General features: G+C 38.4%; 16 protein-coding genes. 9 read left to right on the forward strand and 7 right to left on the reverse strand.

Going from position 1 to position 12474, the window contains the following annotated elements; genetic code table 11:
* Positions 1-744: transposase (locus MHB75_RS14500; protein ID WP_340998706.1), on the forward strand; the 744-nt coding region annotated here is incomplete at its 5' end.
* Positions 745-829: 85 nt separating this feature from the next.
* On the opposite strand, the gene ilvA is transcribed toward MHB75_RS14500, so the two are convergent.
* Complete coding sequence (ilvA, locus tag MHB75_RS14505) at positions 830-2092, reverse strand: threonine ammonia-lyase IlvA (RefSeq protein WP_340998709.1); 1263 nt, start codon at positions 2090-2092, stop codon at positions 830-832.
* 178 nt (positions 2093-2270) lie between these two features.
* On the opposite strand from ilvA, the gene MHB75_RS14510 reads away from it, so the two are divergent.
* On the forward strand, positions 2271-4505 hold the full coding sequence (locus MHB75_RS14510) for an ATP-dependent helicase (protein ID WP_340998712.1): 2235 nt from the start codon (positions 2271-2273) through the stop codon (positions 4503-4505).
* Here the strand turns inward: MHB75_RS14510 and MHB75_RS14515 are convergent.
* From MHB75_RS14515 to MHB75_RS14530, 4 genes are all read right to left on the reverse strand, one after another.
* Complete coding sequence (locus MHB75_RS14515) at positions 4494-4715, reverse strand: hypothetical protein (protein ID WP_340998715.1); 222 nt, start codon at positions 4713-4715, stop codon at positions 4494-4496. The two genes, MHB75_RS14510 and MHB75_RS14515, sit on opposite strands and share 12 nt — an antisense overlap.
* 267 nt (positions 4716-4982) lie before the next feature.
* Positions 4983-5678 carry a bacillithiol biosynthesis deacetylase BshB2 gene (bshB2, locus tag MHB75_RS14520; RefSeq protein WP_340998718.1) on the reverse strand — a complete coding sequence of 232 codons (696 nt, stop codon included), beginning with the start codon at positions 5676-5678 and terminating at the stop codon, positions 4983-4985.
* A 13-nt stretch (positions 5679-5691) separates the two neighbouring features.
* Positions 5692-6045, reverse strand: coding sequence for a YojF family protein (locus MHB75_RS14525; RefSeq protein ID WP_068456069.1), 354 nt, complete (start codon positions 6043-6045; stop codon positions 5692-5694).
* Positions 6046-6125: 80 nt separating this feature from the next.
* Complete coding sequence (locus MHB75_RS14530) at positions 6126-6275, reverse strand: hypothetical protein (protein WP_340998723.1); 150 nt, start codon at positions 6273-6275, stop codon at positions 6126-6128.
* 163 nt (positions 6276-6438) lie between these two features.
* Between MHB75_RS14530 and MHB75_RS14535 the strand changes: the two genes are divergently transcribed.
* Positions 6439-6639, forward strand: a complete 201-nt coding sequence (locus MHB75_RS14535) for a hypothetical protein (protein WP_340998726.1) — start codon at positions 6439-6441, stop codon at positions 6637-6639.
* Positions 6640-6699: 60 nt separating this feature from the next.
* Here the strand turns inward: MHB75_RS14535 and thiD are convergent, their stop codons facing one another.
* Entirely contained in the window at positions 6700-7551 is an 852-nt protein-coding gene (thiD, locus tag MHB75_RS14540; protein WP_340998728.1) for a bifunctional hydroxymethylpyrimidine kinase/phosphomethylpyrimidine kinase, read from the reverse strand.
* Positions 7552-7669: 118 nt separating this feature from the next.
* On the opposite strand from thiD, the gene MHB75_RS14545 reads away from it, so the two are divergent.
* From MHB75_RS14545 to MHB75_RS14570, 6 genes are all read left to right on the forward strand, one after another.
* Positions 7670-8281: a DUF4230 domain-containing protein gene (locus MHB75_RS14545; RefSeq protein WP_068456059.1), complete on the forward strand. Its 612-nt coding sequence runs from the start codon at positions 7670-7672 to the stop codon at positions 8279-8281.
* Between the two features lie 7 nt (positions 8282-8288).
* The gene (locus MHB75_RS14550; protein WP_340998733.1) at positions 8289-8996 is read left to right on the forward strand and encodes a uracil-DNA glycosylase; all 708 of its coding nucleotides are present in this window, start codon (positions 8289-8291) and stop codon (positions 8994-8996) included.
* A 42-nt stretch (positions 8997-9038) separates the two neighbouring features.
* On the forward strand, positions 9039-9215 hold the full coding sequence (locus MHB75_RS14555) for a uracil-DNA glycosylase (RefSeq protein WP_087680852.1): 177 nt from the start codon (positions 9039-9041) through the stop codon (positions 9213-9215).
* The gene (locus MHB75_RS14560) at positions 9212-9466 is read left to right on the forward strand and encodes a DUF5327 family protein (protein ID WP_141274787.1); all 255 of its coding nucleotides are present in this window, start codon (positions 9212-9214) and stop codon (positions 9464-9466) included. Before MHB75_RS14555 ends, MHB75_RS14560 begins: the two co-directional genes overlap by 4 nt.
* A gap of 15 nt (positions 9467-9481) precedes the next feature.
* Positions 9482-9865 (forward strand): DUF423 domain-containing protein, encoded by a 384-nt coding sequence (locus MHB75_RS14565; RefSeq protein ID WP_340998738.1) that lies wholly within the window; start codon positions 9482-9484, stop codon positions 9863-9865.
* Positions 9866-10821: 956 nt separating this feature from the next.
* Positions 10822-11571 carry an HAD hydrolase family protein gene (locus MHB75_RS14570; RefSeq protein WP_340998740.1) on the forward strand — a complete coding sequence of 250 codons (750 nt, stop codon included), beginning with the start codon at positions 10822-10824 and terminating at the stop codon, positions 11569-11571.
* Positions 11572-11612: 41 nt separating this feature from the next.
* On the opposite strand, the gene hemQ is transcribed toward MHB75_RS14570, so the two are convergent.
* The gene (hemQ, locus tag MHB75_RS14575; RefSeq protein WP_068456045.1) at positions 11613-12383 is read right to left on the reverse strand and encodes a hydrogen peroxide-dependent heme synthase; all 771 of its coding nucleotides are present in this window, start codon (positions 12381-12383) and stop codon (positions 11613-11615) included.
* Positions 12384-12474 lie beyond the last annotated feature (91 nt).

The raw sequence follows: 12474 nt of genomic DNA on the forward strand, positions 1-12474 counted from the left end.
ACTGAATTAGAAAAATTATTTACTCCGAGCTCCGCATTATTTTTAAATGTTGTACAGCTCTATCCACACCCAGAACTTTTGTTAATTCATTCGAAGACCGTGATTAGAAATCGTTTAAAAGCCAATACACGAAAAAATCTATCACTAACGCGTGCAGAAACAAAAGCCATTGCGTTAATAGCAGCCGCGAAAAATAGTTATCCAGCGATTCAGTCTACGTATGTTCGATGTGATCAAGTACGAGACTACGCAGCCCGTATAGCAGATTTACAAGACAAGAAAGATTTACTTGTGAAACAAATGGTTGAATTGTCACAAGGGCGAAAAGAATATCTAATACTCCGTTCTATTCCGGGTATTGGTGATTCAACAGCGGGTAGACTAATTGGAGAATTAGGTGATATTCGTCGTTTTCAAAATGCGAAACAACTAAACGTCTATGTCGGAATTGACATTATGCGATACCAGTCTGGGAACACACAATACCGCGATCGAATTAATAAACGAGGAAACAAGCATTTACGAAAGATTTTATATTTCATGGTGTGTGCCATGTTAATGGCGAAGGGAAAGCCAAATCATTTTGTGGATTATTATTATAAATTAAAAAAGCAACCTCAGAGAAAACCTCATAAGGTCGCGATCATCGCCTGCATCAATAAGTTTCTGAAAGTGACATTTCAGTTACTGACGCGTGGCATTCTTTACGATTATGAGTCCGTACTACCAGCTCAGAAATCGTAATACCTATTCTTAAACTATATCACAACGACCTTTCGAAAAAAATAAAAAGTCGCAAGGTCTTTCCAGCTTGTACTTTTGTCTAGCGTTAGACCAACAACGAGAATAATGTACTATCGTTATTGACTTCCATATATTCAAAACCGTTTGATTGGAAGCGTTCAATGAGTGATGCGTAATCATGCGGACGTTTTAATTCGATGCCAACAAGTGCAGGCCCACTCTCTTTATTGTTCTTCTTCGTATATTCAAAGGTCGTGATGTCATCTTCAGGCCCTAATACTTCTGTTAGAAATTGACGTAATGCCCCTGCTCGTTGAGGGAAGCTGACGATAAAGTAGTAGAGTAATCCTTCATGAATTAACGACTTTTCTTTAATTTCTTGCATACGACTAATATCATTATTTCCGCCACTAATAATGCATACAACTGATTTTCCTTTGATGTCATCTTTATAAAAATCAAGCGCAGCAACCGATAATGCGCCAGCAGGCTCAGCCACAACTGCTAATTTATTATATAGCTCTAAAATATGTGTACATACTTTTCCTTCAGGCACTGCCACGATATCGTCCATAAATTGTTGGCAAATCTGATAGGTGAACTGACCAACACACTGAACAGCCGCACCGTCTACAAACTTATCAATTTTCGGCAAGTGAACAGGGTTCGCCTCTTTAAAAGCAGCCTTCATGCTCGCAGCTCCAGCAGGTTCTACACCGATGACTTTTGTAGTTGGTGAGAGATTCTTAATATAAGTAGACACCCCAGCCATTAAGCCACCGCCACCAATACTCCCGAAAATATAATCAATTGGACGTTCAATATCATTCATAATCTCAACGGCAACGGTGCCTTGTCCAGCGATAATGTCAACATCATCGAATGGGTGAATGAAGATATGGTTCTCTGTTTCTGAAAAAGCTTGTGCGCTTTTCGCAGAGTCGTCAAATGTATCGCCAGATAAAATAACCTCGACAAATTCGCGGCCAAACATTTTCACCTGGTTAATTTTCTGTTTTGGAGTCGTTGTCGGCATGAAAATATGCCCGAAGATGCCTAATTGCGCACAGGCGTAAGCAACACCTTGTGCATGATTCCCTGCACTCGCACAGACCACACCGAATTCGCGTGCTTCTTCTTCGATGGATTTAATCTTATAGTACGCACCGCGTAATTTGAACGAGCGAACATGTTGTAAGTCTTCTCGTTTTAAATAGACGGTAGCTCCATATTTTTCGGATAGATAATCATTTTTTTGTAGTGGTGTGTGTACGACGACATCCTTTAAAAATTGATGGGCGATCAACACATTTTCCACTGTGACGGTTTTTGCTTCTGATACAGTCATATTATTTTTCCTCCTAATGTCTAAAATATATTGTTTCATTGTAACATAAGAAAGTCTAAAATAATCAGTCAATTCAAAAGATTTAGCTTATTTCAAAAATGTAAGCGTTTTTATTTTAAACAAAGAAAAAACAAGAAATGTTACAATAGAAGAAGTGAATAAAAAAGGAGAATGACGAATGAACTTTTTCGAACGTATGAAGCAGCTGACAGGCGTCAGTCTCAATAATGTACAAAAACAAGCAGTGCGCTTTCATGAAGGGCCACTATTATTATTAGCATCACCTGGATCCGGTAAAACGACTACTTTGAATATGAAAATTGGTTATTTAATGCTCGTTAAAAAAGTGCCAGCCAAGCGTATTTTAGCGATTACGTTTAGTAAAGCATCGGCACGTGATATGGAAGAACGCTTTGAGCAATTTTTCGGACGTTTGACGAATGAGCGCGTAGCTTTTTCAACGATTCATAGTTTCGCTTATAAGGTTGTACGCGAATATTTTTATAAACATCAAATAGACTATACATTAATTGAAGGAAATGTGAGTGAAAACTTGCATAAGAAAGTCATCTTGCGGAATCTATTTTCAGAACAGGTCAAACAAGCACCGACTGAAGATGAGATGGATGAATTAGTGACATATATTAGTTTTGTGAAAAATCGTATGGTGGCGACAGATGAGGCACTTAAAAAAGTAAACTGCTCCATCGGTAGCGCCGCGAAAATCTTTCGAGCATATGAAGATTTTAAAAAGCAAAACGCTAAGCATGTCTTACTCGATTTTGATGATATGCTAACGTATTGCCTCGATATTTTACAGCGAGATGAAGAAATTCGCACGAAGTATCAACATTTATATGAATATGTTCTAACAGATGAATCACAAGATAATTCGGTCGTACAACATGAGATTGTAACGATTTTAGCTGCTCCGCAAAATAATTTATGTGTTGTCGCAGATGATGACCAATCCATTTTCATGTGGCGCGGTGCAGATGTAACGAAGCTCTTATCTTTCCAACAGACGTATCCGAACGGGAAAGTTTTAACGATGGCTCAAAATTATCGTTCGACACCTGAAATTGTAGATACAGCGAATACATTCATAAAACGAAATCGCAATCGCTATGATAAGAAGATGTTTACGGAGAACCCAAAAGGTGAACCGATTATAATTCATAATATGCGACGTTATGATTTACAACTCAACTATGTCGTACAGGAAATTCAAAAATCACCAAATCCAAAAGAAGTAGTCGTTCTCTATCGAAATAATGCATCTGCCATTCGTCTCATTGATTTACTTGAGAAAAAAGACATTCCATTTTATATGAAAGATGTCGACGTAAAATTCTTTAAGCATTGGATTGTAGAAGATATTTTAAACTTTATGCGCCTTTCGTATAATGATCGTCGCGCAGATATTTTAGAGAAAATTTATACGAAAATGAATGCGTATATTAAAAAAGCACAGATGCAAGTATTACTAAGAGATGGCGAAGATACTTCTTGTTTTGACCGCTTACAAAAAAATACTCATGCGCCGTATCAAGAACAAGCTTTAAGAAAAGCGAAAAAGAATATTCAGAGGCTGAATACACTCCCGCCAGATGAAGCGATTCAGCTTATTAGACGCGATTTAGGATATGATAAAACGCTGAAAAATCGTGCAGAGCATTTAGGTTTTAATGAAGAAAATCTATTGAGTATCGTTAGTCAGCTAGAGCATATTGCTGAAGGACTGCCAACACTTGAAGCATTCGCAAAACGATTAAAAGAATTAGAAGAAATTATGAAAACATCTCGTTTTAATAAAAATGAAAATGTCGCTACGCTATCAACGATGCATAGCTCAAAAGGACTCGAATTTGATACTGTCTACATGCTAGATTTAGTAGATGGTGTCATTCCGTCGAAAGATGATGTGAAGGCTTATAAAGCAGGCGACGTTGAAAAGATGGAAGAAGCTGTTCGATTATTCTATGTAGGTATGACACGTGCTAGAAAACATTTGGAATTACTTACGTATAATCAGAAAGACGAAGAAACAACACGTCCTTCAGCTTTCTTAGAAGATGTTAAAAAAATTCTTCTTGGTGAAGAAGTAGGCGAATTACAATTGAGTGATGTTGTGGAGAAAAGTGAGAATAAACGTCCAAAAGAAATCATCACGAATAAAAAGTTTCAAAAGAAGGTGGTACGTGAACTACCAAAAGATGCGATTCAACAACAGCAAGATTTACAACGTGGCTTAAAAGTTTTGCATCAAGTCTACGATTTAGGTTATATAAAAAAAGTGACGGACGATGAAATCGAGATTGTATTCGATCATTATGGTTCTAAAAAGTTCATGGTGGACTATTGTTTAACGAATGGCATGCTTCGTTTCGCAGAAGGTGTATCACAAACATAAATAAAAAGCCGAAATGACGCTATATGGCGCAATTTCGGCTTTTTTATTTTTCAGTTCATCGCGTCGTAAATGTTTTTCTAATTCTTGTTCTTTTTTCGATTTGGAACGAATTTGGATGCGAAAGAAGATGCTAACGTTGGTGAGTTCAATTAATGTGGTTGACCAGACAATAGGATCTCCAACCTTTACTTCCAGCGCTACTAAATCCAAAGAGTAATAAGGCAAAACCAGTTGTTGAGAGTAACATACGACCAATATCTAAAAGTGAGGCAATGCGACATTTAATAACGTCTGATTGAGTGTAGAGAAAAAACAGCCGACAATCATCACGAACACAATCAGACGCTTTGTTTTTTCAGGGATTTCTTGTTGTATAGGCGTCTCCTTTTCATCCACTCATCATCTGTACTTATATACCCAAAGTACACATATAAAAAAGAAGTTCAACAAAAAAATGTCAAAGTTCCTTTAAATCAATTAAAATGTTTCTTCAAAATCTTTATTCCAGCGATAATTGTAGAATGATTCATCTGTGAACCAATTACTCTCCTCTGTATCGCCTTCTTCTTGGCGTTTTGCTTCTTCTTGAAGCATCCAGCCTGTTTGCGAATTATGTGCTTTCATCGCGTTCATTTTTTGTTCTTTTACATCACGAATATCATTGACGATATCAGGCTCACCTAATTCATCTAATGTATTATTCGCAAATGCTACACCATATAAACGTGGACGTTGTTTTTCATCCATACGACGCACTGCACGTACAACTGCACGAGCAGTAGCTTCGTGGTCAGGGTGTACCGCATAGTTCGGATAGAACGTAATGATAAGCGATGGATTGACTTCGTTAATTAAAGAAGTCATCATTTGTACCATTTTTTCATCATCTTCAAATTCAACAGTTTTATCACGTAATCCCATCATACGTAAATCTTGAATGCCAATCGCTTCCGCCGCTTTTTTCAATTCTTCACGACGAATCTCTGGTAGACTCTCACGTGTTGCAAAAGGTGGGTTCCCTAAATTACGTCCCATCTCACCTAATGTTAAGCAAGCATACGTAATCGGTACACCTGCATTAGCATATTGAGCTAATGTACCTGAAACACCGAATGCTTCATCATCAGGATGTGGGAATACAACTAAAATATGACGTTCTTCTTGTGCTAACATGTATTCTTCCTCCTTAATAAGTAAACGGTGTTTCACTAATTTCAAGTGCAACCGCTAATTTTCCATCATAGTCATGACCAGCCATTAATAAGCGACCTTTGTCATCTAATTCAAAATGTGTAATCCCCTGTGCATAAATCCAACCGCCGTTTGCAAGTTTTAAACCAACGCGATGCGGTACATCAGGTGTGATTTTTCCAAGTTCATATTGAACGAGTACATTACGAATGAATGCACCTGCATTGAATACTTTTTCATCAAAATGGTTTGCATAAGCGCCATTTGTCGTTTCTAGGTGGATGTAAACGTCTTTATGCGCAAATGAATCAATCAATTGCTGCAGGCGTTCTAAGTTTACTGTTTCCATTATTTTTTCGCTTCCTCTCAAAAAAACATCTACTATTCATTATAATGCTGTTTTTCGAGAAATGCGATTCGTTTGCTTACTTAAATTGAACGACGTAAGCTGATGAAATTTAAAATATAGAAAATGAATGCAGAGAGTAGGAAAACGAGTAAAACAATATAAATCGCTTTAAAACCAAGTCCTTTATACATAATGCTATTCAGTGCATCAGCAGTATAGTAGAGTGGCATCACTTTCCCGACGTTTTGTAACGCGTAAAAAGAGAAATATAAAAAAGCATCGGAACCTTTTAGTTATAGAGAAAAAATTAAAAAGAAAGATGAAATTTCGTATTATTCACCAACCAAAAATAAAAAAGGAAAAACTACGGTCATTATGTGGCATTATCAAGGCGTGATTGATCCGACACTACTTTATCGCACATTTTCAAGAGATTACAAAAGTGATGTGTATATTATGGATTATTTAACAATTCCCGTTTTTAAAGTAGGTAAAAAAAGATTAGGCGTTTATTTAGAGGGCAATAGCGTATCACTTTATTTAGCAGAAAATAAGGAGACGTGGGATGAGTTTGTTGATAGGACATCAAGTTAAAAATCTCAAGCAAAAAGAGGAATGCCATGTTAGCACAATTCCTCTTTGTTTTAAAATCTATTAATTTGATGAAACAGGTGCTAATTCTTTCATTGTAACTGTTGGCGCACCGTAAATATTTTTCGCTGCGTGAAGTACAGGGCCTACGAACTGGTTTAATTTCCAACCATGTTGAATACCTGCTGCAACGAACTCTTTCGCTTCAAGAACAGCTTCTTTTACAGCAAGTCCTTTTGCAAGGTTCGCTGTAACAGAAGCAGCAAATGTACAACCCGCACCGTGATTATAGTTGGTATCTACTTTCGCTGTTTCAAGTAGGTAGTGCGTTGAACCATCATAGAATAAGTCGAATGCTTGTTCATGGTCAATACCGCGACCACCTTTAATCACAACGTTCTTTGCACCAAGCGCATGAATTTTTTCAGCAGCCACTTGCATTTCTTCAATTGATTTTGGCGTTTTCACACCAGCTAATTGACCGGCTTCAAATAAGTTTGGTGTCGTTACTTTTGCTAACGGTAATAAATATTGAATCATTGCGTCTACGTTCCCAGGATTCAATACTTCATCTTCACCTTTACACACCATAACTGGATCGATGACTACATTTTCAACACCTGAAGCTTTAATCGCTTCACCTGAAACTTGAATCACTTCTTCAGTTGATAACATACCTGTTTTTAATGCATCCACACCTGTTGAAAAAGTTGTTTTTAATTGTGCTTGTAACACATCTGTTGGTAAAGTGTACACCCCATGTGACCAATTATTATCTGGATCCATTGTAGCGATGACTGTTACAGCCGCTAAACCATATGTGCCATGTGCTTCAAAAGCTTTTAAATCTGCTTCTAAACCTGCGCCACCTGAAGCGTCCGAACCAGCAATTGTTAATGTTTTGCGTAAAGACATGAAAATCTCTCCCTTTGTATAAATGTCATAGTTTCATTGTAAAATGGGACTGGCTCGAATAAAATAGTCAAAAATGAAGTTTTTTATAAGGTCAGTTTTGTAAAAAGGAGGAAAATACATGAAAAAAAAGCTAAAATGGTCACTTTTCGCTATACTATTACTCGTTATTGTCATTATCGCAACCGTTCTCATCACAAAATATGTATCGAATCATACGAATAAGCAGACTGAAGACGCAGTTGTTGAAAAAATTACAGAATTGAATGAGTTAGCAACAGCAGAAGCTTATTTAAAAGTTATTGTGGAACGTGAAAATAATGCCTTATTCGGTGAAGAAATTGGTTTAGATATCCCCGGAACAAAGCAAAAATTATTAGTAGTCATGCCAGGAACTGTACGTGCAGGTGTTGATTTGAGTAAAATAACAAAAGAAGACGTACAAGTAGATGAGGAGAAAAAGACAATTCAAGTTACGGCGCCAGAACCACAGATTCAGGGGAAAGCAACGTTAGATTTAGAAAAAGTACAGGTTTTCTCAACGAATGGTCTATTTCGAGATGAAGCAACGGTGAAAGATGGTTATAGTCTAGCGAATGATGCGCAAAAATTAATGATCAAAGAAGCAGAAACAGCTGGATTACTGAAACATGCAAAAACAAATGCAGAACAAGCCATTCGTAATCTTTTCTCAGCACTCAATTATAATACAACAGTTGAATTTAAGGAGTAGAGCATATATGAACTTACCAAATGATTGGCAACCTATTATGCAAGCAGAAATGGTGAAACCTTATTTTGCTGATTTAATGCAGTTTGTAGAACAAGCTTATGAAAAAACACAAGTTTTCCCACCAAAAGATGAGATTTGGACAGCTTTTGAAAAAACACCCTTTCACGATGTAAAAGTCGTTATCTTAGGTCAAGATCCGTATCACGATGATGGGCAGGCACACGGATTAAGTTTTTCAGTTAAATCAGGTGTGAAAATTCCACCAAGTTTACGTAATATGTATAAAGAATTAGCAGACGATTTAGATGTTTCAGAGCCAACAACAGGTAATTTGAATTGTTGGGCAGAACAAGGTATTTTATTATTAAATACGGTATTAACAGTAGAAGCTCATAAGGCACATTCGCATAAAAATAAAGGGTGGGAGCAGTTTACAGATGCAGTCATTCAACGATTAAATGAGCGTGCAGAACCGATGATTTTTGTACTTTGGGGCAAACCAGCGCAACAAAAGAAAAAATTCATTGATACAACAAAACATATTGTAATTGAAGGAGCGCATCCAAGTCCATTGAGTGCCTATCGTGGATTTTTTGGTAGTAAGCCATTTTCACAAATTAACCACCAATTAATTGCGTGGGGGCATGATCCAATTCAATTTAATTGTCAAAATGATGAACAACTACAATTTGAGCTTGAAAATGAACACACATGAAAATGAATATGATAAAGTGAAAGAGAAAGGTGGTCATACGGAATGAAACCTAACTGCTTTTCTTGTCGCCATTTCATCGTGACATGGGACCCAGCAAGTCCACGTGGTTGTCGTGCATACGGATTTAAGACACGTGAGCTACCCATCGCAGTCGTTAAAAGATCATCAGGCATGGACTGTCTGAAATTTGAAGAGAAACAGCGAGGAACAAACAGATGATTTCATATGATGCCATTATTAAAGAATTACAAAAGCAAATCGCACAAGCACAACAGGCAGCTTCAACATCAGAAAAAAGAGAAGCCTTTTCGGCAATGCGTGCTTTATGTGATGTCGCATTGCAAACGAACGAACCGTCAGTTCAACCAACTTCCTTTACAGCGCCATCACAACCAACACCGCCTGTTCCAACACAAGCGAATAAATTACACGAACCCGATGCCAATGGGGATTCGCTTTTTGATTTTTAAAAGGAGAGAAACACTGTGAAAAAATTTATTATTACAGGTGCTATTATGGCATTCTTATCAGTCGCACTTGGTGCATTCGGTGCACATGCACTTGAAGATTTCTTAGAAGCAAAAGACTATACAAGTGTATGGGAAAAAGCCGTAACATATCAAATGTCGCATGCACTAGGATTAATTGCGATTGGTATTCTAATGGCTCCAAGTATTTTAGGACCTGTTAAAGAGTTAAATTGGGCAGGTAACTTACTAACAATCGGTATTATTCTATTCTCTGGTAGTTTATATGTACTCGCACTATCAGGAATTAAAGTCATTGGTGCGATTACACCAATTGGTGGTGTAAGCTTCCTAGTAGGTTGGATTTTTGTCATTCTTGCCGCTAAAAAATTCGCAAAATAAATATTTGAAATCTCGCCATCTATTGCATGGCGAGATTTTTTGATGAAAGGGACAAATCCGCGCGCGAAAGGGAATCTTGGCATTTGAAAGGGACAAAACCACGCGCGAAAGGGAAACGGCGCATTTGAAAGGGACAAATCCACGCGCGAAAGGGAATCTTGGCATTTGAAAGGGACAAATCCGCGCGCGAAAGGGAATCCCCGCCGTTGAAAGGGACAAATCCACGCGCGAAAGGGAATCCCCGCCGTCGAAAGGGACAAATCCACGCGCGAAAGGGAATCTTGGCATTTGAAAGGGACAAAACCGCGCGCGAAAGGGAATTGGCGCCGTTGAAAGGGACAAATCCACGCGCGAAAGGGAATCTTGGCATTTGAAAGGGACAAATCCGCGCGCGAAAGGGAATCTTGGCATTTGAAAGGGACAAAACCGTGCGCGAAAGGGAATCGCGCCTGTTGAAAGGGACAAATCCGCGCGCGAAAGGGAATCGCGCCTGTTGAAAGGGACAAAACCGCGCGCGAAAGGGAATCGGCGCCGTTGAAAGGGACAAAACCGCGCGCGAAAGGGAATCGGCGCATTTGAAAGGGACAAAACCGCGCGCGAAAGGGAATCGGCGCCGTTGAAAGGGACAAATCCGCGCGCGAAAGGGAATCGGCGCATTTGAAAGGGACAAATCCGCGCGCGAAAGGGAATCGGCGCCGTTGAAAGGGACAAATCCGCGCGCGAAAGGGAATCGGCGCATTTGAAAGGGACAAAACCGCGCGCGAAAGGGATCGCCGCCATTGAAAGGGACAAATCCGCGCGCGAAAGGGAATCGGCGCATTTGAAAGGGACAAATCCGCGCGCGAAAGGGAATCGGCGCATTTGAAGTGTTAGGCGTGGAAATTTAAGGGTATAATGAACAAAAGAAACTCGTTGAGAGTGAAGAAAGAAGTGATTTTGTGCGATTTGTTTTTGATTTGGAGGGAACCATTTCTTTTCATGATGAAAAAGTGAGTGATTATTTAACGGATATGCTAGCTTTTTTATGTGAAAGAGGGCATGAGCCGATTTTTGTTTCATCTAAATCGATTCGCCATATGCTGACCTTACTCGACAAACAATTTCACAATAGTAAAATGGTTGGTGGCAATGGAGCTATCATTTGCTATCGTGGAAACATTGAGCAAATTGTTGCATTCTCAACATCCATGTTCTCCAAGTTAAAAGAGTTAATTCAATTATTTGATGCGACTTATCTGGTTGAGAGTGATTGGGACTATGCATATACAGGCGGCGCATATCATCGCGTTGTGAACGATGTAGACCCTTATAAATTAGCGGAAAATCATCATTTGGAAGATTTATCAACTGTATGGAAAATTACGATTCTCAGTGCATCAAATCGAAAAGAGATAATTGAAAAACTGCGCAAATTAAATGTGGCAGTACATTTGATTGATGATGGGGAAATGATTGAAATTACACCCCTTGGATTGAGCAAATGGAATGCACTCCGCACATTAGGAATTCAAAAGCGAAATTACATTGCTTTTGGGAAAGATGAAGAAGATGTGAACGTCTTTGATTTTGCGCAATATACAATTTTAATCGGAAATAATCCTGCTCTTGTAGCTTTTGCGGATGAGCAATTAATTGTAGATGATCGAATTGAAATGAAAATTGTCGAATCGTGCAAGCGATTGAGTGAACGATTTAAATTAACGTAAACAAAAAATCGCGCTGCGGCGCGATTTTTTTATGTTGCGAACTAAACTGCTAACATTTTGCGTAGTTTATCTGCATCTAAAATATTACCAACGAAGAATGAGCCGAAGTCAGCGTAACGTGCTGATACTTCATCAAAACGCATCTCGTAAATTAATTTTTTGAATTGTAGTACGTCATCTGCAAATAGTGTAACGCCCCATTCATGATCATCGAAACCGATTGAACCTGAGATGATTTGTTTTACTTTTCCAGCATAGCTACGTCCGATTAAACCATGAGAACGCATCATTTCTTGACGTTCATTCATTTCAAGCATGTACCAGTTTGCGCCTTTTTGACGACGTTTATCCATTGGATAGAAACAAACATGATCCATACGAGGTAGCTCAGGGTATAGACGAGCACGTACATGTGGATTTTGGTATGGATCTTCAGCAGGAGCATCGCTATCTGCATTCTTTTTACCAGCTAGGTAATTTGATAATTCTACAACCGATACATATGAATATGTAGGAACTGTAAAATCAGCAATCGCTAATTTATTGAAATCTGTTTCAATTTCGTTTAGTTCTTCCATTGTTTCACGTAATGTCATAATCATGAAGTCGGCTTTTTGACCAACAATCGAGTAGAAAGCATGTGCGCCTGTTTTTGCGACATCTGCTTCATTTAATTTTTCTAAATATGCGATGAATTCTTCAACTGCTTCTGTGCGCTCTTTCTCAGAAACTAATTTCCAAGAAGCCCAGTCCATTGAACGGAATTCGTGTAATACGTACCAACCATCAAGCGTTTGTGCTGCTTCAATCATGTTAAAACACTCCTTCTAAGGCTTATTCAAACGTATTATACCATTTTTAAACTGAATATTCGTCCTACTTTACTTGCGTTCACGAATTCGA

This window comes from Kurthia sp. FSL E2-0154, from assembly GCF_038003625.1.
Lineage (GTDB): Bacteria > Bacillota > Bacilli > Bacillales_A > Planococcaceae > Kurthia > Kurthia gibsonii.

Bases quoted from the DNA above. Each gene is read 5' to 3' on its own strand.
- ilvA (WP_340998709.1), bottom strand. From the start codon at position 2,092: ATGACTGTATCAGAAGCAAAAACCGTCACAGTGGAAAATGTGTTGATC.
- MHB75_RS14510 (WP_340998712.1), top strand. From the start codon at position 2,271: ATGAACTTTTTCGAACGTATGAAGCAGCTGACAGGCGTCAGTCTCAAT.
- bshB2 (WP_340998718.1), bottom strand. From the start codon at position 5,678: ATGTTAGCACAAGAAGAACGTCATATTTTAGTTGTATTCCCACATCCT.
- MHB75_RS14525 (WP_068456069.1), bottom strand. From the start codon at position 6,045: ATGGAAACAGTAAACTTAGAACGCCTGCAGCAATTGATTGATTCATTT.
- MHB75_RS14530 (WP_340998723.1), bottom strand. From the start codon at position 6,275: ATGCCACTCTACTATACTGCTGATGCACTGAATAGCATTATGTATAAA.
- thiD (WP_340998728.1), bottom strand. From the start codon at position 7,551: ATGTCTTTACGCAAAACATTAACAATTGCTGGTTCGGACGCTTCAGGT.
- MHB75_RS14545 (WP_068456059.1), top strand. From the start codon at position 7,670: ATGAAAAAAAAGCTAAAATGGTCACTTTTCGCTATACTATTACTCGTT.
- MHB75_RS14550 (WP_340998733.1), top strand. From the start codon at position 8,289: ATGAACTTACCAAATGATTGGCAACCTATTATGCAAGCAGAAATGGTG.
- MHB75_RS14555 (WP_087680852.1), top strand. From the start codon at position 9,039: ATGAAACCTAACTGCTTTTCTTGTCGCCATTTCATCGTGACATGGGAC.
- MHB75_RS14560 (WP_141274787.1), top strand. From the start codon at position 9,212: ATGATTTCATATGATGCCATTATTAAAGAATTACAAAAGCAAATCGCA.
- hemQ (WP_068456045.1), bottom strand. From the start codon at position 12,383: ATGATTGAAGCAGCACAAACGCTTGATGGTTGGTACGTATTACACGAA.